The organism is Rhizobium deserti, assembly GCF_004358025.1.
Taxonomy (GTDB): domain Bacteria; phylum Pseudomonadota; class Alphaproteobacteria; order Rhizobiales; family Rhizobiaceae; genus Neorhizobium; species Neorhizobium deserti.
This window is the reverse complement of the sequence record NZ_SMTL01000003.1, coordinates 144,890-169,813: the sequence shown is the minus strand read 5'-3', so window position 1 is coordinate 169,813 and position 24,924 is coordinate 144,890. Positions and strand designations below refer to the sequence as shown.

Annotated in this window: 20 protein-coding genes; 17 read left to right on the top strand and 3 right to left on the bottom strand. The window is 61.2% G+C overall.

The window, feature by feature from the left end:
• The first annotated feature begins 4 nt into the window (after nt 1-4).
• From nirD to E2F50_RS12815, 4 genes are all read left to right on the top strand, one after another.
• Nucleotides 5-337: a nitrite reductase small subunit NirD gene (nirD, locus tag E2F50_RS12830; RefSeq protein ID WP_161974131.1), complete on the top strand. Its 333-nt coding sequence runs from the start codon at nt 5-7 to the stop codon at nt 335-337.
• Nucleotides 338-2,992, top strand: a complete 2,655-nt coding sequence (locus E2F50_RS12825; RefSeq protein ID WP_133316570.1) for a nitrate reductase — start codon at nt 338-340, stop codon at nt 2,990-2,992.
• Nucleotides 2,964-4,457 carry a siroheme synthase CysG gene (cysG, locus tag E2F50_RS12820; protein WP_133316569.1) on the top strand — a complete coding sequence of 498 codons (1,494 nt, stop codon included), beginning with the start codon at nt 2,964-2,966 and terminating at the stop codon, nt 4,455-4,457. Before E2F50_RS12825 ends, cysG begins: the two co-directional genes overlap by 29 nt.
• A gap of 62 nt (nt 4,458-4,519) precedes the next feature.
• Complete coding sequence (locus E2F50_RS12815; protein WP_133316568.1) at nt 4,520-5,101, top strand: DNA-3-methyladenine glycosylase; 582 nt, start codon at nt 4,520-4,522, stop codon at nt 5,099-5,101.
• Between the two features lie 8 nt (nt 5,102-5,109).
• Here E2F50_RS12815 and E2F50_RS12810 read toward each other — a convergent pair whose 3' ends face one another.
• The 3 genes from E2F50_RS12810 to bcsN are packed head-to-tail and all read right to left on the bottom strand — an operon-like array spanning nt 5,110 to nt 10,812.
• The gene (locus tag E2F50_RS12810) at nt 5,110-7,527 is read right to left on the bottom strand and encodes a cellulose biosynthesis cyclic di-GMP-binding regulatory protein BcsB (RefSeq protein ID WP_133316567.1); all 2,418 of its coding nucleotides are present in this window, start codon (nt 7,525-7,527) and stop codon (nt 5,110-5,112) included.
• A gap of 11 nt (nt 7,528-7,538) precedes the next feature.
• Nucleotides 7,539-9,710 carry a UDP-forming cellulose synthase catalytic subunit gene (gene bcsA / locus E2F50_RS12805; RefSeq protein ID WP_133316566.1) on the bottom strand — a complete coding sequence of 724 codons (2,172 nt, stop codon included), beginning with the start codon at nt 9,708-9,710 and terminating at the stop codon, nt 7,539-7,541.
• A gap of 46 nt (nt 9,711-9,756) precedes the next feature.
• Nucleotides 9,757-10,812 carry a cellulose biosynthesis protein BcsN gene (gene bcsN / locus E2F50_RS12800; RefSeq protein WP_133316565.1) on the bottom strand — a complete coding sequence of 352 codons (1,056 nt, stop codon included), beginning with the start codon at nt 10,810-10,812 and terminating at the stop codon, nt 9,757-9,759.
• Between the two features lie 235 nt (nt 10,813-11,047).
• Here bcsN and E2F50_RS12795 point away from each other — a divergent pair, with 235 nt between their 5' ends.
• The 13 genes from E2F50_RS12795 to visN all read left to right on the top strand — a co-directional run bounded on the left by E2F50_RS12795 (nt 11,048) and on the right by visN (nt 24,915).
• The gene (locus E2F50_RS12795) at nt 11,048-13,327 is read left to right on the top strand and encodes a tetratricopeptide repeat protein (RefSeq protein ID WP_133316564.1); all 2,280 of its coding nucleotides are present in this window, start codon (nt 11,048-11,050) and stop codon (nt 13,325-13,327) included.
• A gap of 366 nt (nt 13,328-13,693) precedes the next feature.
• Entirely contained in the window at nt 13,694-15,313 is a 1,620-nt protein-coding gene (locus tag E2F50_RS12790; RefSeq protein ID WP_133316563.1) for a globin-coupled sensor protein, read from the top strand.
• The gene (locus E2F50_RS12785) at nt 15,313-15,606 is read left to right on the top strand and encodes an STAS domain-containing protein (RefSeq protein ID WP_133316562.1); all 294 of its coding nucleotides are present in this window, start codon (nt 15,313-15,315) and stop codon (nt 15,604-15,606) included. Before E2F50_RS12790 ends, E2F50_RS12785 begins: the two co-directional genes overlap by 1 nt.
• Before the next feature lie 2 nt (nt 15,607-15,608).
• Nucleotides 15,609-15,974, top strand: a complete 366-nt coding sequence (gene cheY1 / locus E2F50_RS12780) for a chemotaxis response regulator CheY1 (RefSeq protein ID WP_133316561.1) — start codon at nt 15,609-15,611, stop codon at nt 15,972-15,974.
• 16 nt (nt 15,975-15,990) lie between these two features.
• Nucleotides 15,991-18,213, top strand: a complete 2,223-nt coding sequence (locus E2F50_RS12775) for a chemotaxis protein CheA (RefSeq protein ID WP_133316560.1) — start codon at nt 15,991-15,993, stop codon at nt 18,211-18,213.
• 5 nt (nt 18,214-18,218) lie between these two features.
• Nucleotides 18,219-18,686, top strand: coding sequence for a chemotaxis protein CheW (locus E2F50_RS12770; protein WP_133316559.1), 468 nt, complete (start codon nt 18,219-18,221; stop codon nt 18,684-18,686).
• The gene (gene cheR / locus E2F50_RS12765) at nt 18,683-19,591 is read left to right on the top strand and encodes a protein-glutamate O-methyltransferase CheR (protein WP_133316558.1); all 909 of its coding nucleotides are present in this window, start codon (nt 18,683-18,685) and stop codon (nt 19,589-19,591) included. Before E2F50_RS12770 ends, cheR begins: the two co-directional genes overlap by 4 nt.
• Nucleotides 19,588-20,631 carry a protein-glutamate O-methylesterase CheB gene (gene cheB / locus E2F50_RS12760; RefSeq protein WP_133316557.1) on the top strand — a complete coding sequence of 348 codons (1,044 nt, stop codon included), beginning with the start codon at nt 19,588-19,590 and terminating at the stop codon, nt 20,629-20,631. Before cheR ends, cheB begins: the two co-directional genes overlap by 4 nt.
• Nucleotides 20,632-21,021 (top strand): response regulator, encoded by a 390-nt coding sequence (locus E2F50_RS12755; RefSeq protein WP_133316556.1) that lies wholly within the window; start codon nt 20,632-20,634, stop codon nt 21,019-21,021.
• A complete protein-coding gene (cheD, locus tag E2F50_RS12750) occupies nt 21,018-21,575 on the top strand; it encodes a chemoreceptor glutamine deamidase CheD (protein WP_133316555.1) in 558 nt (185 codons plus the stop codon). The genes E2F50_RS12755 and cheD overlap by 4 nt, the downstream gene beginning before the upstream one ends.
• A 31-nt stretch (nt 21,576-21,606) precedes the next feature.
• On the top strand, nt 21,607-21,996 hold the full coding sequence (gene cheT / locus E2F50_RS12745; RefSeq protein ID WP_133316554.1) for a chemotaxis protein CheT: 390 nt from the start codon (nt 21,607-21,609) through the stop codon (nt 21,994-21,996).
• Nucleotides 21,997-22,140: 144 nt separating this feature from the next.
• Nucleotides 22,141-23,814 (top strand): flagellar basal-body MS-ring/collar protein FliF, encoded by a 1,674-nt coding sequence (gene fliF, locus E2F50_RS12740; protein ID WP_161974129.1) that lies wholly within the window; start codon nt 22,141-22,143, stop codon nt 23,812-23,814.
• Between the two features lie 384 nt (nt 23,815-24,198).
• Nucleotides 24,199-24,915: a transcriptional regulator VisN gene (gene visN, locus E2F50_RS12735; RefSeq protein ID WP_245515402.1), complete on the top strand. Its 717-nt coding sequence runs from the start codon at nt 24,199-24,201 to the stop codon at nt 24,913-24,915.
• Nucleotides 24,916-24,924: the final 9 nt, after the last annotated feature.

Genomic DNA, 24,924 nt, shown 5'->3' with positions numbered 1-24,924 from the left:
GGATATGAACTGGCATCCGATCGGCGACATTTCCGATATTCCGCTTCTCGGCGCCCGCTGCGTCAAAACGCCGATGATGAAGATCGCCGTCTTCCGCACCGACGAGCATGAGGTCCACGCCATCGAGAACCGCTGCCCGCACAAGGGCGGTCCGCTGTCGGAAGGCATTGTTCACGGCACTTCGGTCACCTGCCCGCTGCACAACTGGGTGATCTCGCTGGAAACGGGCAAGGCGCTGGGTGCGGACGAGGGCGAGGTGCGCGTGATCCAGATCCGCAACGACAGCGGCCAGCTCTTTGTTGCTCTAGAGAGCCTCGTGATGGTGGCGGCAGAGTAGATGGTGAAGGAGGTCAAAACCACCTGTCCCTATTGTGGCGTCGGATGCGGCGTTATCGCCACAGTGGAGGGCGACGGTACCGTGGCGGTAAAGGGGGATCCGGAACACCCGGCCAATTTCGGCCGGCTCTGCTCCAAGGGATCGGCGCTCGCCGAGACGATCGGCCTTGACGGGCGGGTTCTGTTTCCGGAAGTGCTTGGCCAGAGAACAGGTTGGGACGTGGCGCTCGATCTCGTCGCGCGAAAATTTTCGGATGCCATCGCCGAACATGGCCCCGATTCCGTCGCCTTCTATGTCTCTGGACAATTGCTGACCGAGGATTACTACGTCGCCAACAAGCTGATGAAGGGTTTTATCGGCTCGGCCAATATCGACACGAACTCCCGGCTTTGCATGTCGTCTTCGGTGGCCGGCCATCGCCGCGCTTTTGGGGCCGATACCGTACCGGGCGTCTATGAAGACCTGGAACTCGCCGACGTCGTCATCCTGACCGGCTCCAATCTCGCCTGGTGCCATCCAGTGCTCTACCAGCGGATCGCCGCCGCCAAGACAGCCCGGCCGGCCATGAGGATCGTCGTCATCGACCCGCGCCGGACGATGACTTGCGACATTGCCGACCTGCATCTCGCCATCCGGCCGGATGGCGACGTCGCACTGTTCATGGGGCTTCTCGGACATTTGGCGGTAAGTCCCACAATCGACCGAGATTATATCGATGCCCATACGCAGGGCTTCCCCGAGGCATTCGCCAAAGCCTCGGCATTGTCCTTCACCGAGATCATGGAGCGCACCGGCCTGCCGGCCATGCAGCTGCGCAAATTCTTCCGGCTGTTCGAAACGAATGAAAAGGTCGTCACCTGCTACAGCCAGGGCGTCAACCAATCCTCGTCCGGCACCGACAAGGTCAATGCGATCATCAACTGTCACCTGGCGACCGGCCGGATTGGCCGCCTGGGCATGGGACCCTTTTCGCTGACCGGCCAGCCGAACGCCATGGGCGGCCGCGAAGTCGGCGGTCTTGCCAACATGCTCGCCGCCCATATGGCGATCGAGAACCCCGAAGATCGCGACCGCGTGCAGCGTTTTTGGGCATCTCCGACCATGGCTGAAAAGGCCGGCTTGAAAGCGGTCGACATGTTCAAGGCTGTCGCGGATGGCCGCATCAAGGCGCTATGGATTATGGCCACCAATCCGGTGGTCTCCATGCCCGATGCCGATGCGGTCGAAGCGGCGATCAAGGCCTGTCCCTTCGTCGTCGTCTCCGACATTCTTCGCGACACCGATACCGCTCGGCATGCTCATGTCCTGCTGCCCTCGCTCGGATGGGGTGAAAAAGATGGCACCGTCACCAATTCAGAGCGCCGCATTTCCCGCCAGCGGGGTTTCCTCGCGTTTCCCGGTGAAGCCAGAGCTGACTGGTGGCAGATGGCCGAAGTTGGGCGACGCATGGGCTTTTCCGGCTTCGACTACGCGTCTCCGGCCGAAATCTTTGCGGAACATGCGGTGCTTTCCGCTTTCGAAAATAGCGGCAGCCGTGATTTCGATATCGGCGCCTATGCGCATATCGACGACGCCGGTTATCGGACGCTGGCACCCTTTCAATGGCCGCAGCCGGCGGCGACTGGATCGTGCGTCACGCGGTTCTTTGCCGAGGGCGGTTTTTACACCCCTGACCGCAAGGCGCGCTTTATTCCGATCGAGGCATCCTCGGCGGATCGCACAAGCGAAAACTACCCGCTGACGCTCAATACCGGCCGCATTCGCGACCACTGGCACACGATGACGCGCACCGGAAAAAGCCCCCGGCTTTCGAGCCACATTGCCGAACCGTTTGCAGAAATCCATCCGCGGGACGCGATGGATCTCGGCATCCGCGGCGCCGGCTTGGTGGAGCTGGAGAGCCCGCATGGCAAAGTCATCGTCCGGGCGCTGGTGACCGAACGCCAGGCGCTCGGCAGCGTCTTCGTGCCGATGCACTGGAACGACCAGTTCGCCGCCAAGGCGCGCGTAGATGCTCTGGTTGCGCCCGTCACCGATCCCCATTCCGGCCAGCCGGCCTCCAAGAATGTCGCGATCGCCCTCCGTCCCTTTGAGGCCGCATTCTATGGCTTTGCGGTTTCCGCTGCAAAGCCGATGGTGCCCGACGCCGAATACTGGGCGCTCGCCAAGGCTGACGGTGGCTGGCGGATCGAACTGGGTTTCAAGTCACCGGTCGAGGATTGGACGGTCTGGTGCCGAAACACGTTCAACCTTTCTGCCGGTCTTGAACCGATCGGTTATGCCGACCGGCAGTCCGGCGACCTACGGCTTGCCTTCTTCCAGGATGGAAGGCTGCTTGCGGCGGTGTTCCTCTCGAACCAGCCAGTCGCCGTCGCTCGCAACTGGGCGCTGGACCAGTTGAAGGCCGACCATTCGGACCTGCGCAAGCGCTTTGGCATCGTTGCAGGAAGGCCCGGCGCCGATCAGCCGGATCCGGGCGCCACCGTTTGCTCCTGCTTTTCGGTCGGCGTCAACAGCATCGTCTCGGCGATCAGGACTGGCTGCCACTCGGTCGATGCCGTCGGCAAGCAAACCAATGCCGGAACCAATTGCGGCTCCTGCCGCGCCGAAATCAAGGGGATCATCGATGGATGTCTTGCAGCAGCAGCGGAGTGAAGGCCGTTCCGGCCGAGGTGGTAGCATGGCGCCGCTCGCCAAGCTTCCGGTTTTCTGGGGACTCGAAGGCAAACGCGTGATCGTCGCCGGCGGAACCGACGCCGCCGCCTGGAAAGCCGAGCTTCTGGCCGCCTGCGGTGCGCAGGTGCATGTCTATGCGCCGGAGTTGTCCCACACGTTTACAGCTCTGATCGAGCGCGGTGCGGAGCATGCCGAAGGCCGGTTTATCCATCATCCCGCAAGCTGGCACCACGACGTCTTCGCCGGCGCCGCAATCGCGATTGCTGATTGTGAGGAGGAAGACGAGGCGCTCGCTTTCTTCGAAGCGGCTCGGGCCGCCGGCGTACCTGTCAACGTCATCGACAAGCCGGCCTTCTGCCAGTTCCAGTTCGGCTCGATCGTCAACCGTTCGCCGGTCGTCGTGTCCATTTCCACCGATGGGGCGGCACCGATCCTCGCCCAGGCCATTCGCCGGCGGATCGAGACCCTGCTGCCGCAATCGCTGAAAACCTGGGCCGAGCTCGCGCAGTCGCTGCGCGACAAAATCAATGACCGTCTCGCGCCCGGCCCCTCGCGCCGCGCTTTCTGGGAGCGCTTCGTGGACCGTGCCTTCGGCAGCGAGCCAATGCCCGAAAGTGAAGCCGCCGTCCTTGCCGACGCATCGCACCTGGCCAATCTCCCGGCGGGGCAGGGCCGGGTCACGCTGGTCGGCGCCGGCCCCGGCGATGCTGAACTGCTGACATTGAAGGCGGTGCGCGCCCTGCAAGCCGCCGACGTCATCCTGTTCGACGATCTAGTGTCCGACGAGGTGCTTGAACTGGCCCGCCGGGAAGCCAAGCGCATGTTGGTCGGCAAGCGCGGTGGACGGGAGAGCTGCCGCCAGGAAGACATCAACGCGATGATGGTGAACTTCGCCAAGGCGGGCAAACACGTGGTGCGGCTGAAATCTGGAGACCCGATGATCTTCGGCCGTGCCGGCGAGGAGATCGCCTGTCTCGAACGGGAAGGCATTCCGGTGCAGGTCGTCCCCGGCATTACAGCCGCCAGCGCCATGGCGTCGCGCCTTGGCATCTCGCTGACCCATCGCGACCACGCGCAATCGGTACGGCTGATCACCGGCCATTCTCGCAAGGGCGGTCTGCCTGCGGATGTCAACTGGAAAACCGTCGCCGATACGCGCACCACGACGATCTTCTATATGGGCGGCAGGACAGCACCGATGATCGGCGCCCGTCTTCTGGCGGAAGGGATGCACCCTTCGACCCCGGTTGTCGTCATGAGCGATGTCAGCCGCCGGGCCGAGCGGCAATGGCATGGCGATCTTTCAACACTCGAAGCGGGGATAGCCGAGATCGGATATGATAGCCCCGTCTTGATTGCCGTCGGCGGCTCTTTGGCTGCAGCCGGCAGACGATCTGTTCGCCTGAGCGAGGACGACAGCATGGGCCGGGTTGCGGTTCGCTAAGCAAGACAAGCTCCTCGTCATCCGCTATAGCCGGGGAGAGATGAACCCGCCGGCTTGAAGACATGCCATTCGACCAGAGTTTTTTCGATCGCAGCGCCGTTGAAGTCGCGCGCGACGTGATCGGCTTCCAATTGGATATCGGCAGCTGCGGCGGGATTATCGTCGAAACGGAAGCCTATGAGCCGGACGATCCCGCCTCGCACAGCTTCCGAGGGCCAACCCAACGCAACCGGGTCATGTTCGGCCCTGCCGCGCATGCCTATGTTTATCGCTCCTATGGAATACACTGGTGTCTGAATTTCGTGTGTCGCCCCGGCAGCGCCGTCCTCATCCGCGCGCTGCAGCCGGTAGGAGGCATGACCGAGATGGAAGCACGACGTGGCTTGGCCGATCCGCTGCTTTTGTGTTCGGGACCAGGCCGTCTATGCCAGGCACTCGGCATCACCATCGAGCATAACGGCCTGTATCTGTTCGGCCCGCCATTCCGGCTGACGCCGCCGCTGCTGCCGGCGATGATCGTCACCGGCCGCCGCATCGGCATTTCTCAAGGTGTCGATCTTCCTTGGCGGTTCGGCCTTGAAGGCTCCTTGCATGTCAGCAAGAGGTTCAGGGGCAAGTATGGCCCGCCGCCCACCAGCCTCTGACCTGGGGCCTAGTCGCGTCCGAGCCGCGCAAGTAGCCCACCCGTCGCAAGTCCCAGCAGCACGGCGCCGGCTGCCAGAAGCAGCCCATAGGACATGATATTGTCCGACAGCCAGTTGGCGGCGATCAGGCGCGCATTGAAAAAGGAAATGGTCTGCGTCGGCATGAACCGGAACCAGCTGACCGGCACGGTTTCAGGCTCCGCTTCGGCGCCGCTGTAAACGGTGATGCGGCCCTTCAGGTTTTCCCAAGACTGCCTGCTCGAAAAGGCGTCCATCCCCTGTTGAAGCGTGTTGCCGTCGGGAGAGATGATTGCCGTCCAGGTGCCGAGCTCTGTGGGGTCGCTTTCCTGGGCGATGATCATCTGGGCGGATTTGGGCGGCTTATAGGTTTCGTCGGTCGCAGGCGCGAAGCGCAGCATGGCGATCGACAGGTCGAAGTTCCGCTTCGCCCAGTCCGCCAGAGATGAGAACTGCCGGGCCAGGAAGTTGTTGCCAGAGCGCGTCTGCCAGTCCTGCAGGCTGAGCGACGGATGGGGCGACGGTTGCGTGCTGCCGTCGGGGCTCCAATTGCTGCTGCTTTCCGGATCGATCTTCAGCTGTGCGAGGACATTGGCGGGAAACTCGGAAATCGATCCCACGAACAGGGCATTGCGACCGGCGATCCTGGCAGCCGAGATCGTCACGCTGACGGGGACGACGCGATGCGAAGCGATCGCGATCTTGCCGAGGAATGTCGCTGCGGCCGAAAGCGTCTTCTCGTCCACTCGCCCCAGAAACAGCGATACTGGATCGCTGCTGCTGGCATAGGGAAAGCCAGTGCCGGCCGTCGCACCCAGATTGGGCACCTGCGCGATGCGCGCAAAGTCGGGCATTTGGAACTGTGAGCTGCCGAAAAGGGCAAAGCGCGGTCTGTCTTCGGCCGTGGCGCCGGGCGCACATGCCTTGTCAGCAGAAGTCAGCAGAGCGGCTTCGATGACGATGCTGTTGACGCCGGGCTTGAAATGGCGAAGCGTCAGCTTGATCGGCAGATGCCGCAGCACTGCTCCGCCTCCCGAGGTAATCGGGATGGTGGATGCAATATTGCCGTTGACGAAGACATCGATGTGACTGCCCGGCAGGACGTCGGCGGTATAGGCCGCATCGAGCAGAATACGCGCCTCTCCATAGGCATTGGCATAGAAATCCGCAGGAACGCCGATCGTGAACTGCTTGCGGTAAAGACGACCGGAAAATTCTTCGCTGCCGACGCCCAGGGACGAAAAGTCCAGCAGCGTGTTGGCAAACAGAAACGGCGTGTCGATGCCGTTCCAGCTCATCGTCGAGAGCGTTTCTCGCCGTTGCGTCGCAGCGCCGTCCGTGGACGATACGAAGCTCTCGATCAGTCCCTGGATAGACGGCCAGCTCGGACCGGAAAGAACCAGCGCGGAATAGCCGCTGCTTCCGGGATAATCGGCAAAACTGGCAACAGCGGCATTCGCTGCTGCCGGCGTGACGTTGGGAAGCAGGGGACGGAGCTCCTCCGGCGTGCCGACGAAGACAGCAAGCTCGCCCGGCTGCAGCGGCCCATCCGGTGTCTTCTGAAAACTGAAGGATTGGTTTGGCATGCCGCCCACCAGAGCCAGCCCTTGGGCCAGGCGCATCAAAACATCGGTGGCTGCGAGCTGGTCGAGAGACGGCACGATGAGCCGGAAGCGGGTCTTGCCACGGCCATCAAGACCGACGGCGCGGAGATCGTCGAGCCGGGTAAAGCGTCCGGCCGGGCTGCTGCCGAAGGATAGGAAGGTCTTCTGCGGGTCGATATCCGTCCACAGTTCGTATGTGGATTCGACCGTGCAGTCGGTACGATGGCGCTGGTCTGCGCCGAACCGCACAATATTGTTGCCAGCCTTCAAGACCCCTGGAGGCAGGTTGATGACATGCTCCGACGCCTGATCGGCGGCAGCGATGCGATCGGCATAGATCTGCACGTCGTTGATGCTGATCACCAGATTGGACAGTTCCGGGGCGACGAAAATAGAGTTCTGATAGGCGAGGTGCAGCTTGGCCGGCGCCGCAGCCTGCTCGGCCGTGAGGTAAAGAGACCATGCGCGCCGCTCCGTTTCCCCCGCAAGCCGCAGCGTGTCGCTCGGAACCAAATAGCGCCTGGAGGGATCACTCTGATCGCCTGCCGAAGCCGGTGCAGCTTGTGCGGCCAGTGCTGCTTTTGCTGTCGGCGCGGTCGTTCTGGCTGCGGGCAAAGGCGCTGCCGGGGTGGGTTGAAAGGGTGCCGCGGGCGTGGTCGGTGTGGGTCGCGGTGCGGCAGGGCTCGGACGAGTGGCTGGCCCGGTGCTTCTTTCCGGGCCCATGTCAAACGGGGCAGGCGGCTGCTGCGCCAGGGCCGCACCTGCAAGCAGGAGGGAAAACGCGATCAGAAAAGTTCTTCTCATCACCCTCTCCCTCACGCTTCGCCGGCGGGGCGGTTCTTGCCGAAATCCTTGACGAGGTAGCCGAGGCCGCGCGTCGTCTGGTAGAGCGCGACGCCGAGAAACCAGATCGTTCCCCGCAGCAGGCCGGGATTATTGCGGCGGGCCGTCTGAAACTGGCTCCATTGCGCCGAGTTGGCAAAAATGAGGTCGGCAATCAACCGGTGATCAGTCGCCTTTTGCGGCATATAGCGGCAGCCGATCGAGGTGACGTCGCCAAGGCTTTCCGCGTGGCGGACATCCACAGGCAGTTCTCCAACAGGCATGTCGCTAAAAGGTTGGAAGCGGATGACCCCCTGGCTGTTGGCTGCAATGCCGCGGAAGCCTTCCGTATAGATCTGGATCGCCGCGCCGTTCACCGATACGTCCTCTATCGTTGCGGTGAACCAGCGGCCGTCAATCCCGAATTCGCAGCGCCGGCTGACCCGTATCCGCCGCGATGACTGGCGTTCGCCGCGTTCCGAGACGACGCCGAGAGCGCAACCGGCAATAATGATGTTGAGCAGGTTCCAGCCGCCCACGACCAGCGTCACATCGGCCTTGTAGGGCTCGGCATAGACCCGGTAGACGCTGATGCAGAAGGCAATCACCAGCACCGCGAAGATAACAAAGAAGGGCCTGCTGATTTCAGAGAGCCTGCTGACCGAGACGGACTCGTCCTTCGCCGTCACCTTGAAGGTCGGCTTTCTGGGATTGAGCATCACCGAGACGACGGCCGGCAGAAGATGCACCGTCTGGACATATTCATAGAGTTCCGAGATCCACGGCCAGCGGAACGAGCCGTAAAGGTAGTTCTGCATGAGCATGTTCACGATCATGTAGGTCAGCGAATAGACCAGGAATTCGCCGCCGGAAGAGGTGAAGATCTGCAAGTCGAAGAACAGGTAGAACAGTGGTGCGAACAGGAAGATGGTCCGCGGGAAGGGAAACAGCCAGAACAGCGTCGAAGACATGTAGCAAAGGCGCTGGGGGAATGAGAGGCCGCGTTTGAGCGGCGGAAAGCGAAAGCGTAGTATCTGCATCATGCCCTGGGCCCAGCGGCTGCGCTGGCCGATAAAGCTGGCAAAGGTGGCAGGCTGGAGCCCCGCGATCAGAGGTCGATCCACGTAGATGCTGTGCCAGCCAAGCCCATGCAGGTCGAGCGCGGTTTCGCAATCTTCGGTAATGCTGACGCCGCTGAAGCCTTTTGAGACTTCCAGGGCCTTGCGGTTGAGAACCGCTGCCGAGCCGCAGAAGAAGGCGGCATTCCATTTGTCGAGGCCGCGCTGGATGATGCCGTAGAACATTTCGTTCTCGCTGGGCATCCGCTCAAATGTACGAAGATTGCGCTCCACCGGGTCGGGATTGAGGAAGAAGTGCGGCGTCTGGACGAGGAAGAGCTTCGGTTCGGTTTCGAAGTAGTGGACCGTCTCGAGAAGGAAGTCGCGGGCGGGAGCGTGGTCGGCATCGAAGACCGCCACGAGCTCGCCTGTGGAGTGGGCAAGTCCATTGTTGAGATTGCCAGCCTTGGCATGTTCATTGCGCTCGCGTGTCAGATAGCGAACCCCGAGGTCTTCGCAAAGCTGCTGCAGGGTCTTGTAGCGCGCTTCCGCCGCCCGGGCGTCGGAGACATTGGCGGATGTCCGTTTCTGGACCGTCCCGCCGTCGTCGAGCAGCCACACCGTGAACTTGTCGGCCGGATAATCCATGTTGCGGGCAGCGGCGAGCGTGTTGGCCAGAAGCCCTTCGTCTTCGTTATAGGTCGGAACGAAGACATCGACGGTCGGCAGCCGTCCTTCCCCCGGGGTGGCGGCCTTGCGCGGCGGAAGCGGCATGGAGACCACGAAAAGGCTGAGGGCCAGCATCACCACGCTGTACATTTCCGCCAGGTAAACCAGCAGTCCGGGAATGAAGTTCTCGAGCTGATTGACCGGCGGAAGCGTGCTGGTCGTGCGCCAATAAACATAGCGCAGGATCATCGCCGTCCCGAAGGCCAGAGCCACGAGCCGCCATTTTCCTTCCGCATTGAGGATCTTGATGACCGCCATCACCGTGACGATCAGGATACTGGCGATCAGCTGCGTGCGCGTATTGATCGGCAGGGTCACCAGAATGATGATCATCACGCTGGCGAGCGCCCATATGACTGCGGAAATCGCTGTACGCATCACTGGTTACCTCTGGGACCGGCAAGGCCCGCTTGCACACTGCAGATCAGCGGCAGACACTATTGGAACCCTCTGTTTGGGTAGCGCAGGACGGGGAGGGTACGGTGACGCGGGACGCTGCGGCCATGCCGGCAGGGGGCGCAACGGAGACCGAAGGAATGGTGGGCGAAGGAACAGCGGAAACGGCCTGCCGGACCACGTCAGACGGCGCAATCGCGGGTGAAGGGACCCGGATGCCAATAGGCTCCGGCGCCAAGGCTGCGGCCAACGGCGGGCTGGATTGTGGAGCAGCGGAAGTAGTGACCACCGCCGGGCGTCTGACCACAACGGACTGCCTTTGAGGCGGGGCAGGAACCATGGGCTCCATGCCGGCCGGCCGCGGATAGGTGGGGGCGCCGATGCCACCCAATGCGGGAGAAACCGGACCAGGCTCGCCATAGGGGTTCCATCCGCCGGCATCCACCGCGCCGAGGATGGTAAAATGATACATGATGGCGAGAAGCTTCTGCTCGGTCGCGCCGGCCTCGCAGACCCGCAGCCTGATCTGGATCGAGCCGTAATTGGCAAACGGCGAGATCGTTCCGGTCGGCGCACGGACCTGCTGCCAGGCATAGATGCAGAGATCGGTGCCGGCGCCGCGGCCGAAGGCGTATCCAAACGGACCGTAGCTGTTCTGGACATAGAACAAGGAGCGAGCCATGCGCACGCCAGGCAATGCCCGGCGCATTTCCGATGCCGTGCCCGCCTGGGTGACGGGGGTCGACGTCAGCGTGTTCGAGCTCATTTTAAAGGGGCTCGTTGTGCCGAAGAGCTGCACCGTCAATTTGTTCTGGCCCTGTGTCATCGCCGAGGTGGAAAGGTGGATTTCCTGCTCTATGGCGTTGTCGTAACGTCGCTCGACGACGCTGACGATGCCGGGACCAGCGGGCGGCGGCATGACCAGGGCCTGTTCGACCGGCACGCTTTTCACCGTCGAACCCATCTGCACCGGTTGTCCGGCGCAGCCGGCAAGGGCGAAAGGCATGAACAGGGCGAGCACCATCCAGCGACGGCAAAGTCTGTGCTGCTCTTTCACCGTCCGATTATAATGCCTGTCCGCCATAAAACACTCGCATAGTCACGGAGCTCATCGTCCGATGGTCGCCGTTTCAGGTCGCGTCAGGGTCAAAATAGACTCAGCGACGCAGTTGTCGCGTCAACGGCACCATCTGATAAGGCAAATCTAAAATGTTCGTTAACCATCTCGGCGCATTGTCGCACAAAATCGAGTTTTGGCTCTTGGTGGTGTCCGCCAATGGCACAAATCGTTTATTTGTATGTGTAGTGCCGGAGCTTAAATGAAGTTTTCGCTGGTCTCTCTGACGGCATTGGGCGTCGTCGCCGCAGCGCTGTACGGTCTGAGCCGGCAGCCGACGGTTGAATTCGGCCCGATTACCGGCTCGGTCGGCCTCGAGGCGGCAAGAACCGGCTCCGCCCCACCATCCACGGGCAAGACGGAACGCCTCGTTGCACAGCTCGTGGTTCCAACCGAATCAATGACTGCCGTTTCCGGCCCGGCGTCACTGGTCGTCGCCCAGTCGCAGCAGCCAGAGCCGCTCGATATGATGGCCCAGAGCCTGCCGGCCCAGAGCCTACCAGCACAGAGGCAACCCGGTGCCGGGCAGTCCGGTGCAGCTCAACCGCCCAACGTGGACGAAAGTGCTTTGCGCTATTTCGCGGCACGCGGGGATACAGCGCGCCTGCAGGCGGAAATTTCCCGTCTGCGTGCTCTTTACCCCAATTGGGTCCCGCCCGCAGATCCGCTGGCAGTTCAAACCAATGGCGATCCGCAACTGGATCAGATGTGGCAGCTTTATGCCGATGCTCGATATGGCGAAGTGCGGCAAGCGATCGCCCAGCGCCAGGCGGCTGAGCCAGCCTGGCAGCCTCCTGCCGATCTTCTCGAGCGGCTCAAGCTGGCCGAGGCGCGGATTACCCTCGGTGCCGCCTCCGATGCAAAAGACTATGACGGCGTCATCCGGATCGCCAGCGACAATCCCAGTCTCTTGACCTGCAGCGAGATCGACGTGCTGTGGAGGCTGGCGGAAGCTTTTGCGGAGACGCAAAAGCAAGCTCGGTCCCGCGACGCTTATCTGTACATCCTCAACAATTGCGACAGTTCTTCCGAGCGTGTGGCGACGGTGCAGAAGGCGAGCGAACTGCTGTCTGCCGACATGCTGGAGGATCTGCTGGCAACGGAAAGAACACCTCCGGGCGGCCCCCCAGAATTCGAAGCCCTTCGCGACGACTTGGTGCGGCGTATGGTTGGCCAGGGAAATTCCGATCCAAGACTGGTCGTGGCGGAAAAGCACCTTGCGCGGCTGGAGCGGCTTGCTGAGACGGGTGGAATGGCATCCGATGCCCTCTTACTAGGCTGGTACTATTACCGTCGTGATAATTTGGGCGGTGCCGAGCGCTGGTTCCGTCGGGCTTTTACCAAGGAAGAAACGGCGTCGGCTGCCGAAGGCTTGGCCTTGACGCTGATCAGGCAAAAATCGCCGCTCGAGGCCGAAACGGTTCTTTACCGTTGGCGGGACAGTTCGGACGGTTCGAAAGAGGCCTATCTCGCAGCCGTCGCCAATCTGCTGGCGCTGGAGCCGCCGCCTGTGCTTCAGGAAACGGTCTTGGCACGCATGGCTCCGGTCGTGATCGCCGGACGGGATGCCGCAGCAGCGCAGCAGTTCGGCTGGTATGCTCGGGCTATGCGACAGCCCAAGACGGCGGGCGAATGGTTTGCGGCGGCGCTGTCGTGGAAGCCGGACGACGAACCTTCTGCCTACGGGCTTGCTTTGTCACGCGATGATCTGGGTGACAAGGCGGGACTGGCGGCTGTGCAACGAGCATGGAGCGCCAGGTCCGAACGCATCGCCCAACTCGGCCGGACGGAAGTCGCGCAGGCGCCGGAGCGTCGGCCTCTTGCCACAGGCCCTCGAGCCGGAGCCGGCTTACGGCAGGCGGATCAGGCTGCCGTGCAAGAGCGGGCCACTGTCGAAACAGCGGCTTCTGAACCCGGCTCGGCACCGGTGCGCCGGGAACGAGTGGTCGTTGCCCGGTCTTCTTCCGGGACCAGTCGGTGCTGGACCACGAGCAACAGCCGCCAGATCGCGCCGGAGCAGGCGTTGGCCCGAGGATGGTGCCTGATGGACCTCAACCGGCCGCTGGAGGCGGTACAGGCCTTCGAGACCGCCTCTGAGAGCGCGTCGCAAGCGGTACGGTCGGATGCCGCTTATGGGCGAAGCCTCGCTTATCTGCGTGTAGGCCTCACCGACAAAGCGTCTGTGGCGGCTGCCGATGCCGGTCAGACCAATCGGCGTGCCGTCGAGCTGCAAAGCAGCATCCTTGCCAACCGGGCCGTCGATGCGTTCAAGCTCGGGCGATATCGCGAAGCTCTGATCGCGCTCGACCAGCGTGCCCAGATCGTACCGGAGCAGACGGATTTGATGTCCCTGCGAGGCTATGCCTATCTGAACCTCGGCAGGCGCGCTGACGCGCAGCGGATCTTCCAGGCGCTCGCCGATACCGGCGACAAGGGTGGCCAGCAGGGCCTTGCCAATCTCCTTGATCCGCCCGTCCAGTGAAATAGCTGTGCCGATAAGGCACGCTTATTTCGTGTCATTCTAAAATTATGTGCTTTGCCGGGGCAAAAGCGCCCTTGGACAAAACCGAATTAACCTTCGGGCAAGGAATTAACCATACATATAAGAGACCACGGCAAGATGGGACGACTGCGGTCAATCCCGAGGCATGAAGCCGCAAAGCCGTACCGGTTTCAATCCGGTATCCGCTCATGATCAGGTTTGGAATGCTTGTGGTGACCGCGTTGCCCTTGCCCCACGGATGTTATCCGCTGCGGTAAGCACTCTCCGTTCATCCTCGGCACCGACCGACTGGGCAAGCATATGCCAATCCGTAAGGCTTGGTCATCTAGGTGGGGACGAGTGTAAGTGCAGGATTCGCCAGCAGATCAAGTAAGACGCAGCCAGGCAGGTAGCCTTGGCGAGAGACTGGCGTTCGCCGGCCTCGACGGCGATCTGCGCGACCTGCTGCGGCGGTCGAGGCCGCAGCTCGAACGGCACCTCAAGACTGGCCTGCGCGACCTTTTCCACCGTCTTCAGACCTCTCCGGAAGCTTCCCGCAATTTCGAGAGCGAAAACCAGATCGAGCGGCTTCACGATCTGCAGATGTCGCATTGGAGCGTCCTGACCGACGCTCGCTTCGACGCGCTTTATGCCGAACGCGTCAAGGTCCTGTCCGATACCGAAAGCCGCATGGGTCTCGATCCGCGTTGGCATGTCGCCGGCCATGCGGTCATGCTGGAACACCTCGTTGCCGGCGCGATCAACGACATGACGCCGCGCTCGCTGATCCCGGGCGGCCGCAAGCGCGAACAGGAACTGACCGATCTTGTCGGCGCGCTCATCCGTCTCGTCATGGTCGATGTCGAAATCGCCGTATCCCTGCGGTTCAACGAGCAGCGCCAGAAACATCAGCGTGCGCTGGCCGAACAGCGCACCGCCGACCAGGCTCAGGCGATCGAAACCTTTTCAGCGGTGATTGCCGCGCTCGCAGACCGAGATCTGACAGCCTCGCTTCCGAGCGAAGTGCCTGAAGCCTATCGCGACCTGGCCGATCTTCTGAGCCGGGCCGTCGGCGAGATGCGCACTTCCATGGGCAGCCTTGGCGGCAGCAGCGAACAGGCCGGTGCGCTGACAGCCTCGCTTGCCGATAATACCCGTGCCTTCGCCGCGGCTTCCGAAGCCCAGTCTGGTCGTCTGCAAATTGCTGCACGTGACCTCGCCGATATTGCCGTCAGGGTGAGGCATGGTGCTGCCGGAACCGTGGCTGCCGAGAAAGCAACGGCGGTAACGCGCCGATCTGTGGAAGAAAGCGGCGAAGTGGTCGGGCGTGCAATCACCGCCATGGCGGATATCGAAGCGTCAGCCGAAAAGATCGGCCAGATCATCGGCGTCATCGACGAAATCGCATTCCAGACCAACCTTCTCGCGCTGAACGCCGGCATTGAAGCCGCCCGGGCGGGAGAAACAGGCCGCGGCTTTGCCGTTGTGGCGCAGGAAGTCCGGGCGCTTGCGCAGCGCTCCGCCGAGGCCGCGCGCGAGATCAAGACGCTTGTCACCGGGACCAAGACGCAGGTGGATGCCGGCGTCGAGATGGTTCACCGCACCCAGGATGCGATCAATGGCATCGTTCGCCAGGTTTCCGAAATCAACGATGCGATCGGCGGCATCGCCCATGAAGCGGGCGAACAGGCCGGCAGCCTCGATCGCGTCACGACCGAAATAAGCTCGCTTGGCGAGGACGTCGCCTCTACGGCGGCGGTTGCACGGCGCTCGGGTGAGGGTGCCGATGAACTGCATACCGTTATTCTCGAACTCGGACGCACGGTGCGGGAATTTCGCATCGCGCGGCAGGACCGGTTCTCGCAACCCTCGAAATTTGCTCATCCCGCCCGTCCCGAACCTGCACTCGTTGCAGTCGGTCACATGGCTGATGAGCCAGTGAACAACGTCGAAACTCTTTATCAGAAACGACAAGGATTAAGCTGATGGCGCCCAAGAAAGCCGCACCGGGAAGTTTGAAGCTGTCTTCGGTATTGGACCTCAACGAAGCCTCTGCCCTTCACGGCAAGCTGATGGCCATGCGCGGCAGCAATGTCACGATCGATGCATCGCAGGTCGAACGGATCGGCGTCCAGTGTGGACAGGTATTGGTAGCCGGCGCCAAGGCTTGGCAGTCGGACAAGAAGTCCTTCCTCGTGGAGAAGGCTTCGGACGCATTTGAAAAGACCATGCAGCTCATCGGCATCGATGGTGCAAATTTGGTTGCTAAGGAGATCTAGCAATGAAGAAAAAAGTACTGACAGTGGATGACTCCCGCACGATCCGGAACATGCTTCTGGTGACCCTGAACAATGCAGGCTTCGAGACCATCCAGGCAGAAGACGGCGTAGAAGGACTTGAAGTCCTCGAAGGCGCCAACCCGGACGTCATCGTCACCGATATCAACATGCCCCGTCTCGATGGCTTCGGCTTCATCGAAGGCGTTCGCCGCAATGAGAAATATCGCGCCGTACCGATCCTCGTGCTGACGACGGAAAGCGATGCGGAAAAGAAGAACCGCGCCCGCCAGGCCGGTGCGACAGGCTGGATCGTCAAGCCTTTCGATCCTGCCAAACTGATCGACGCGATCGAGCGTGTAACCGCCTGAGCCAGGAATTCTTCCGATGGATATGAACGAAATCAAAGAGATCTTCTTTCAGGAATGCGAAGAGCAGCTCGCTGAACTGGAGTCGGGTCTTCTCAAGCTGAACGACGGGGATCGCGACCCCGAAACGGTTAATGCCGTTTTCCGTGCCGTTCATTCCATCAAGGGAGGTGCCGGCGCCTTTGGTCTAGATGACCTCGTTTCCTTTGCGCACGTGTTCGAGACGACGCTCGATTGTGTCCGCTCCAACAAGCTCGAGCCGTCCCAGGACGTCCTCAAGGTCATGTTGAAATCGGCCGACGTGCTGGCTGACCTCGTTAGTGCCTCGCGTGATGGGGGCAGTGTCGAGGAATCGAGAACGCGCACTCTGGTCAAGGAGCTCGAAGCTCTTGCCAATGGCGAAGCGCCGCCCGCAGCGCATGCCGAGGCTCCCAAGCCGGCAGCGGCCAAGGCCGAAGCAGCCAAGCCTACTGACGACAGCGGTTTCGAACCGGTTCCCTTCACCTTTGAAGGCTTCGGCGATGACGAGGAGCCTGCAGTTCAGGGCTCGACCTACGAGATCAGCTTCAAGCCACGCCGCGAACTTTATTCCAAGGGCAACGAAGCAGCGCTCCTGCTGCGTGATCTGTCCCGTCTCGGCGAAATGAGTATCAACTGCGACATGGATGCCCTGCCGGACCTCGACAAGATGGACCCGGAAGACTCCTACTTCTCCTGGAAGGTGTCGATCAAGACAAGCAAAAGCGAAGACGACATCCGCAGCGTCTTCGAATTTGCCGAATGGGACTGCGACCTGGAAGTAAAGCTCGCTGCGGCAGATGCCCGTGACGAGGAGCTGCCGATGGTTCCGGTGCCATTCGATCTTTCGGCCCTCGACGAGACGCCGATCGCCGAAGAAAAACCTGCATCCGCTCCTGTCGCAGCGGTTTCCAAGCCCGCAAGTGCGGCTCCGGCACGCGCCGAGAAAAAGGAATCTCCGGCGGCAGCGGCAGCAGCGGCTGCCCAGAACAATGCGGCTGCGGCAGCAGCTGCAGCCGGCCAGACGATCCGTGTCGATCTCGACCGTGTGGACCGCCTGATCAACCTGGTGGGCGAGCTCGTCATCAACCAGGCCATGCTGTCCCAGAGCGTTGTCGAAAACGATGCGACCGGCACTTCGGCCGTTAACATGGGCCTTGAAGAGCTGCAGCAGCTCACCCGCGAGATCCAGGACTCGGTTATGGCGATCCGCGCGCAGCCGGTGAAGCCGGTCTTTCAGCGCATGTCGCGTATCGTCCGCGAAGTCGCCGACATGGTGGGCAAGTCGATCCGTCTGGTCACCGAAGGTGAAAACACCGAAGTCGACAAGACCGTCATCGATAAGATCGCCGAGCCGCTGACCCACATGATCCGCAACGCAGTGGATCACGGTATCGAATCGCCTGAAAAGCGCGAAGCGGCCGGCAAGGATCCGGAAGGCACGATCAAGCTGACGGCAAAACACCGTTCGGGCCGCATCCTGATCGAGCTGCAGGATGACGGTGGCGGCATCAACCGCGAGCGTGTTCGCCAGAAGGCGATCGACAATGACCTGATCAGCCCCGACGCCAATCTGTCGGACGAAGAAATCGACAACCTGATCTTCGCACCCGGCTTCTCGACTGCCGACGCAATTTCGGACATTTCCGGCCGCGGTGTCGGCATGGACGTGGTCAAGCGCTCGATCCAGGCACTTGGCGGCCGCATCTCCATCTCGTCGCGTCCGGGCCTCGGCTCGACCTTCACCATGAGCCTGCCGCTGACGCTGGCCGTCCTCGACGGCATGGTGGTCACGGTCGCCGGCCAGACCCTGGTCGTTCCGCTCACGGCCATCGTTGAGACACTGCAGCCGGAAGCGTCCGCCATCCATTCCTTCGGCGCGACGCAGCGGCTCATCTCGATCCGCAACTCCTTCTGCCCGCTGGTGGACGTCGGGCGGATCCTGAACTTCCGCGCCACGCAGGCCAACCCCGTCGAAGGCGTGGCGCTGCTGGTGGAATCGGAAGGCGGCGGCCAGCGTGCTCTGATGGTCGATGCCATCCAGGGCCAGCGCCAAGTCGTCATCAAGTCGCTGGAAGCCAACTACACCCACGTTCCGGGCATTGCCGCAGCCACCATTCTCGGGGATGGTCGCGTTGCTCTCATCCTGGACGTCGATGCGGTTGTCGCGGCCTCGCGGGGCCAGTCCATGAAACCTGAAATGTCGCTAGCCGCCACGGGTTGAGAAGTATGTCGTATGCCGTGAAAAATCTGGTCCAGGGAAACAGTGAGCTGATCGCTTTCCGCATCGGTGACCAGGAGTTCTGCGTCAATATCATGGCCGTCCGCGAAATCCGCGGATGGACCCAGGCAACACCGCTTCCGCATGCGCCGCAATACGTCATGGGCGTCATCAACCTCCGCGGCGCGGTGCTGCCTATCGTCGATCTGTCGGCTCGTCTCGGGATGAAGGAGGCGGAGCCGACGGCGCGCCACGTCATCATCGTGGCGCAAGTCCGCAGCAGTGTGATTGGCCTGCTTGTCGAAGCGGTGTCCGACATCCTCACGATCACGGAAGAGAACATTCAGCCGGTGCCGGAAATCTCTTCGGACCTGGAAAGACAATATGCCCGGGGCATCCTGGCAATCGACAAGCGGATGATCTGCATGATCGAGTTGGGGGCATTCTTCCCGGAACAGGAAAGTGAAGCGGCATGAGAGCTTTAGGCGCAGTCGAAAGCAAGCAGTCTCCGGACGAGGTTCTGGCCAGCGGCGAATACCCGCTGACACGCCGGGACCTGACGGAAATCGCCGCGATGATCTATGCGGATGCCGGTATCTATCTCAACGATTCCAAGGCCTCGCTGGTTTATTCGCGGCTGTCCAAGCACATTCGCACGCTCGGCCTGCGCGGCTTCCGGGATTACTGCACGTTGGTTGCATCTCCCGAGGGCGCTGCCGAAAGGCGGGAGATGCTCTCCCACCTGACCACCAATTTCACGCGCTTCTTCCGCGAAAACCATCATTTCGAGCATCTGCGCGACGACGTTCTGCCGGGCCTCATCAGCCGCGCCAAGAATGGTGGCCGCGTACGGATCTGGTCGGCTGCCTGTTCCGACGGGCAGGAGCCTTATTCCATCGCCCTGACGGTCCTGTCGATGATGCCCAATGCCGCCGACTACGACTTCCGCATCCTGGCGACCGATATCGACCCGAAGATCCTCGCTCTTGCACGGGCTGGCGTTTACGACGAGAACGCCTTGGAAACCGTCTCGCCTGCCATGCGCAAGCAGTGGTTCAAGGAAGTGGACGTCAACGGCCGGCGCAAGTTCCAGGTGGACGACCGCGTCAAGAGGCTCATCACCTTCAACGAGCTGAACCTGATGACGCAATGGCCGTTCAAGGGCAATTTCGATGTCATCTTCTGCCGCAACGTGGTCATCTACTTCGACGAGCCGACGCAGGTGAAGATCTGGGCGCGGTTCGCCTCGCTCCTGCCGGAAGGCGGTCATCTCTATATCGGCCATTCTGAGCGGGTGTCCGGGGATCCGAAGAACCTGTTCGATAACATAGGCATCACGACCTATCGCTACACGGGCAAGAACGCCGGGAGGAAGGCATGAGCGCTCGGGCACGTGTCCTGGTGGTGGATGATTCTGCGACGATGCGGGGCCTGATCACCGCCGTCCTGAATTCCGATCCGGAAGTCGACGTAGTGGGCCAGGCGAGCGATGCGCTCGAAGCCCGCACGGCAATCAAGCAGCTCAACCCGGACGTCGTGACGCTCGATATCGAAATGCCCAACATGAACGGGCTGGAATTCCTTGAAAAGATCATGCGGCTGCGGCCCATGCCGGTGATCATGGTGTCGACCATGACGCATCACGGGGCCAACGCCACGCTTGCGGCTCTCGAAATCGGCGCCTTCGACTGCGTCGGCAAGCCGGCGCCCGGCGATATCCGGCCTTTCATAGATCTTGCCGAGAAGGTCAAGGCGGCGGCGCGTTCCGGAAGGCGGCGGCCGACGAGTGCCGCTCCGGCAATGTCGGTTGCGCCAGCGGTAGATTATCGTGTCGGACGGAAGGTCGTGGCGATCGGATCTTCCACCGGCGGCGTCGAGGCACTGATCGCGGTGCTGCAAAAGTTTCCGCAAAACTGCCCGCCGACGGTGATTACTCAACATATGCCTTCCACGTTTACGAAAAGTTTTGCTGAAAGGCTTAATCGTATCTGCGCTCCTGTAGTGCAGGAAGCAACCGACGGTGCGCGATTGGAGATCGGTAAGATCTATCTCGCACCCGGTGGCGAACGGCACTTACAGGTAGTCAACCCGTCGGCGCCTTGCTGCCGGCTGGTCGAGAAGGACCCGGTCAATGGCCATAGGCCATCGGTCGACGTGCTTTTTGACTCGGTGGCGGAATTGGCTGGCCGCAATGCAGTCGGGGTTATCCTGACAGGCATGGGGCGCGATGGGGCTTCTGGCTTGCTGAAGATGCGCGGCGCAGGCGCGCGTACGATCGGGCAGAACGAGAAGACGTGCGTGGTCTACGGCATGCCGAGAGTTGCCTTCGAGATAGGGGCTGTCGAGCAGCAACTGCCGCTGGCCTCGATTGGAGAAGAAGTGTTGAAGTTAACTGCCGCCCGAAAAGAAGGTGCCGAATAAATGTCTATCGCTGAAAAAATCAAAGTTCTGATCGTCGACGATCAGGTGACTAGCCGACTGCTGCTCAGCGACGCTCTGACACAGCTCGGTTTCAAGCAGATCACTGCCGCCGGCGACGGTGTGCAGGGCATGAAAATCATGTCCGAGCAGCCGCATCACCTGGTGATCTCGGATTTCAACATGCCAAACATGGACGGCCTGGGCCTGCTCCAGGCGGTGCGCACAAATCCTGCAACCAAGAAGGCAGCGTTCATCATTCTGACTGCTCAGGGTGACCGAGCGCTCGTCCAAAAGGCTGCACAGCTCGGCGCCAACAACGTTCTGGCCAAGCCCTTCACCATTGAGAAGATGAAGGCTGCTATCGAGGCAGTATTTGGAGCGCTAAAATGAATGACATCGCCGCAGCCAGGCGGATTCATATCATCCAAGGGGAGTGGAAGGTCGCCAACGATCCGAACGCTGTCATATCGACGATCCTTGGCTCGTGCGTGGCTGCATGTCTTCGTGATCCCGTCGCCGGCGTCGGGGGCATGAACCATTTTCTGCTTCCCGGTTCAGCCGGCGCCATGTCGGCGGGGGGAGACGCAACCCGGTACGGGGTGCATCTCATGGAACTCCTGATCAACGGGCTTTTGAAGCAGGGTGCGCGGCGTGACCGGCTTGAGGCGAAAATCTTCGGCGGTGCCAAGACTATCGCCAGTTTTTCCAATGTCGGCGAACAGAATGCTGCCTTCGCCACGCAGTTTCTGAAGGACGAAGGCATCCCGATCGTCGGCTCTTCGACCGGCGGCGACTGCGGACGGAAGCTGGAATTCTGGCCTGTCAGCGGACGTGCGCGCCAGTATCCGCTCACCGGCGCCGAAACCCAGAAGACCGTGGCGCTGGAGCAGCGTCCTGTGCGTACGCCGCCGAAGCCGGTGGATACATCTATCGAATTCTTTTAGATCCCTGATCGCACCGGACCCGAGAAAAGCCATGAACGACATCGTCAAGCCGCCGATCACTTCTTTTGAGGAATGTCTCCCGGAAGTCCTGATGCGGCTGGTTTCCGAACTGCATGACGTGGCTTACCTGATCGAACGCATCGAGCCGCAGTTGCTTGAGCTCGGCGGCGACCAGATCCTCCAGTCGCCGGACAGCATCAAGGTGCTGCAGGGCATCGATCTGGCCGTCCAGAAGACCCGCGGTCTTGCTGAATTCATCGACACGATCACCGCCAGCATCCCCAATGAATGGATGGTCGATGTTTCCACCGCGCTCAGCCTCGTCAAGCTTGCCGACATGCAGAAAGCCCTGACCAACGGCATGCGACACGGCCACTCGCAGCCGCTTAGCAAGGCTGCAGGCGATTTCGACTTCTTTTGATCCTGCCGCCTACCCCAGTCGCTACCCGTTACCGGCCGACGAACAGACGGCCAGACGATCCATTCCGAAACGCTCGCACAAGCTTCGCCTCATAGGGTGAAATTGAGCATAGGCTCGATATCCTTGTTGGCGGTGTGGGACAGAATGAATCTGTTGGCGCAATTTTCGAATATTTTCAAAGGTCTGGCCAATCTGGGGCAGACGCGGCTCATCGCTATGGGCGCCGTCGGCGTTCTGTCAATTGCGATTGTGCTGGCCGCAGCCCTCTACGTGAACAAGCCTGCCTACGAGACCCTCTATGTCGGTCTCGAGACGGCGGATCTCAATCAGGTCAGTATTGCACTTGCGGAGGCAAACTTGCCCTTCGAGGTCGGCACTGACGGTTCGAGCATCCAGGTTCCGGTCGGGAGTACGGGTAAGGCCCGTCTCCTGCTAGCCGAGCGTGGCCTTCCCAACAGCGCCAATGCCGGTTACGAGCTCTTCGATAATGTCGGCTCTTTGGGCCTGACCTCCTTCATGCAGGAAGTGACGCGAGTGCGCGCACTCGAAGGCGAAATCGGCCGGTCGATCCAGCAGATCCAAGGCGTATCGGCAGCCCGCGTCCATATCGTCATGCCGGATGTCGGCAATTTCCGCCGCGGCGAGCAGAAGCCGACGGCCTCGGTTATGATCCGGGCCAACAGCACCGCCGGCCGGAAGGCATCCTCCTCCATCAGGCATCTGGTGGCCTCCGCCGTTCCCGGCCTCGACGTAGATGATGTCACCATCCTCGATTCGACCGGCCAGCTCCTTGCTTCCGGCGACGAGACGGGCGGCGAGCTGAACAGGTCGCTGGGCATCGTCCAGAACGTGCAGCAGGAAATCGAAAGCAATATCGACAAGGCGCTCGCGCCATTCCTCGGGATGGACAACTTCCGCTCCAGCGTCACGGCGGCTCTCAATACGGACAGCCAGCAGATCCAAGAAACGGTCTACGATCCGAACTCCCGCGTAGAGCGTTCGGTGCGCACCACCAAGGAAGCGTCGAAATCGCAGCAGGCGCAGAATGACAACGCGGCCACTGTCGAACAGAACGTACCGCAGGCGGCGCCTGAAACCGGTGGCGCCAATGGGCCGCAATCTTCCGACCAGTCCGACAAGAAGGAAGAGCAGACCAATTACGAGATCAACCAGAAGACGATCGCAACGACTCGCAACAGCTACCAGATCGACAAGGTTTCAGTCGCTGTCGTTGTCAACAAGGGCCGCATTGCCAAAATGGTGGGCGAGCCTTTGGATCAGGCCAAGGTAGACGCCTATCTCGCAGAAATGCAGAAGATCGTTCAATCGGCTGCCGGCATCAATTCCGCCCGCGGCGACGTCGTCACCCTGACCGCAATGGACTTCCTCGAGAACCAACTCCTGGACGAGGCCGCAAGTGGTCCTGGTATGGTCGAAGTGCTGACACGCAATGTTGGCGGGATCATCAACTCGCTCGCCTTCGTCGGTGTTGCCTTCCTGGTGGTCTGGCTTGGCCTTCGCCCTCTGGTCCGCAGCGTCGGCGGCGGTGGAACCACGGCGGTCGGCACGGCAACCGAAGGTGCTGGTCTTGAACTGCCTGACTTCTCGCCTGGTGGTGCCAGCCCGGCGCTCATGGACGGCTTCGGCTCGGACTTCGGCTTCGATAGCTCCGACGATCTCATGGGCGGCGACGACGATGGGGGCTTCAACCGCCGCGTCAAGGAAGGTCCAGAAAAGCGCCTCGCCCGAATGGTTGAGATTTCTGAAGAACGGGCAGCGAAAATTCTTCGCAAATGGGCTATCGACAAGGCAGCCTGATACCGATCACAAAAATATGATCACGCGAGGCCGGGCACTGCTCGGCCTTTTCTATTGAGGTCTGGCACGGACTTGGCGAGCCTGCGCAACGGGCCAGTGACTCCCGGTGCCGACCTGCTACGGAAATTGTTCCTTTGAGTGATAGCAATTCCTAAAGTGCATCCTACAATGGCCATGATTCGTAAGGGTGTTCGGGTGGCTTCAAGAGGGTGAAGCCGAGTTTCAAGTTTCGCAGGTGGTGTTGTGCTATATCGATGGTATAGCCTTTAGCCCCGGAATCTAGGAGCCAGAACCACCATACGTCCTTGAAGCATGCCGTTGCGCGGACCAGTCGATCTGCGCCTCGGCGGGGAGCAATAGCGGATGGAGTTGCCGGATCCAGACATGAACACAGATGGGCGTTCCTACATGGAGCCCGCTGCGACGAGGATCATGTCGAGGGAGCAATTGATCAGACGGCTTGCGGTTGCGAGCACGTCCAACAATGTTCAGGCCATGATGCGCCTCCTGGCGGATTATGTCGGTGCTTCCCACTTCCTGCTGGCCCGCTACGACCTTATCCAGGAACAGGGTCTCGATTTCATAGTCACCTCGAACTGGCCTTTCGACCTCGTCAGGCGGCTCGGCTCAGAGCTTGCGAGCGGCTATGCCCGTTCGACCGAACTGGAAAAGTGCCTCTCGCTGCTGACCCCGAGCTTTTCGCTTCTGCCCGACGATATTGCGCCGCCTGATGATATCAGCCGCCAATATTGCTCGCTTACCTTCTGTGTCGGCCGGGCGCGGTTTTCGTTGATGCTGCTGTTCGTGGAAGGGATTATCCTGTCGCAGGAGCGTCTGCGCGAAGCCGGCTTGTTTGCCGCCTATGGGGCAAGCTTCGCCGAAGCACGGGATGCCAAGGCCGAGAGGGATTTCGAGCTCACCGAACGGGAGCTCGAATGTTTGTTCTGGATCGCCGAAGGCAAGACAAGCGATGAAATCGCGGTCATTCTTGGGATTTCTCGCAATACGATCAACAACTACATCACCAGTGTCATGCGTAAGACCGCGACCAAGACGCGTTCCGAAGCGATCGCTTATGCGGTCCGCAACAACCTGGTCTAGAAGGAAGTG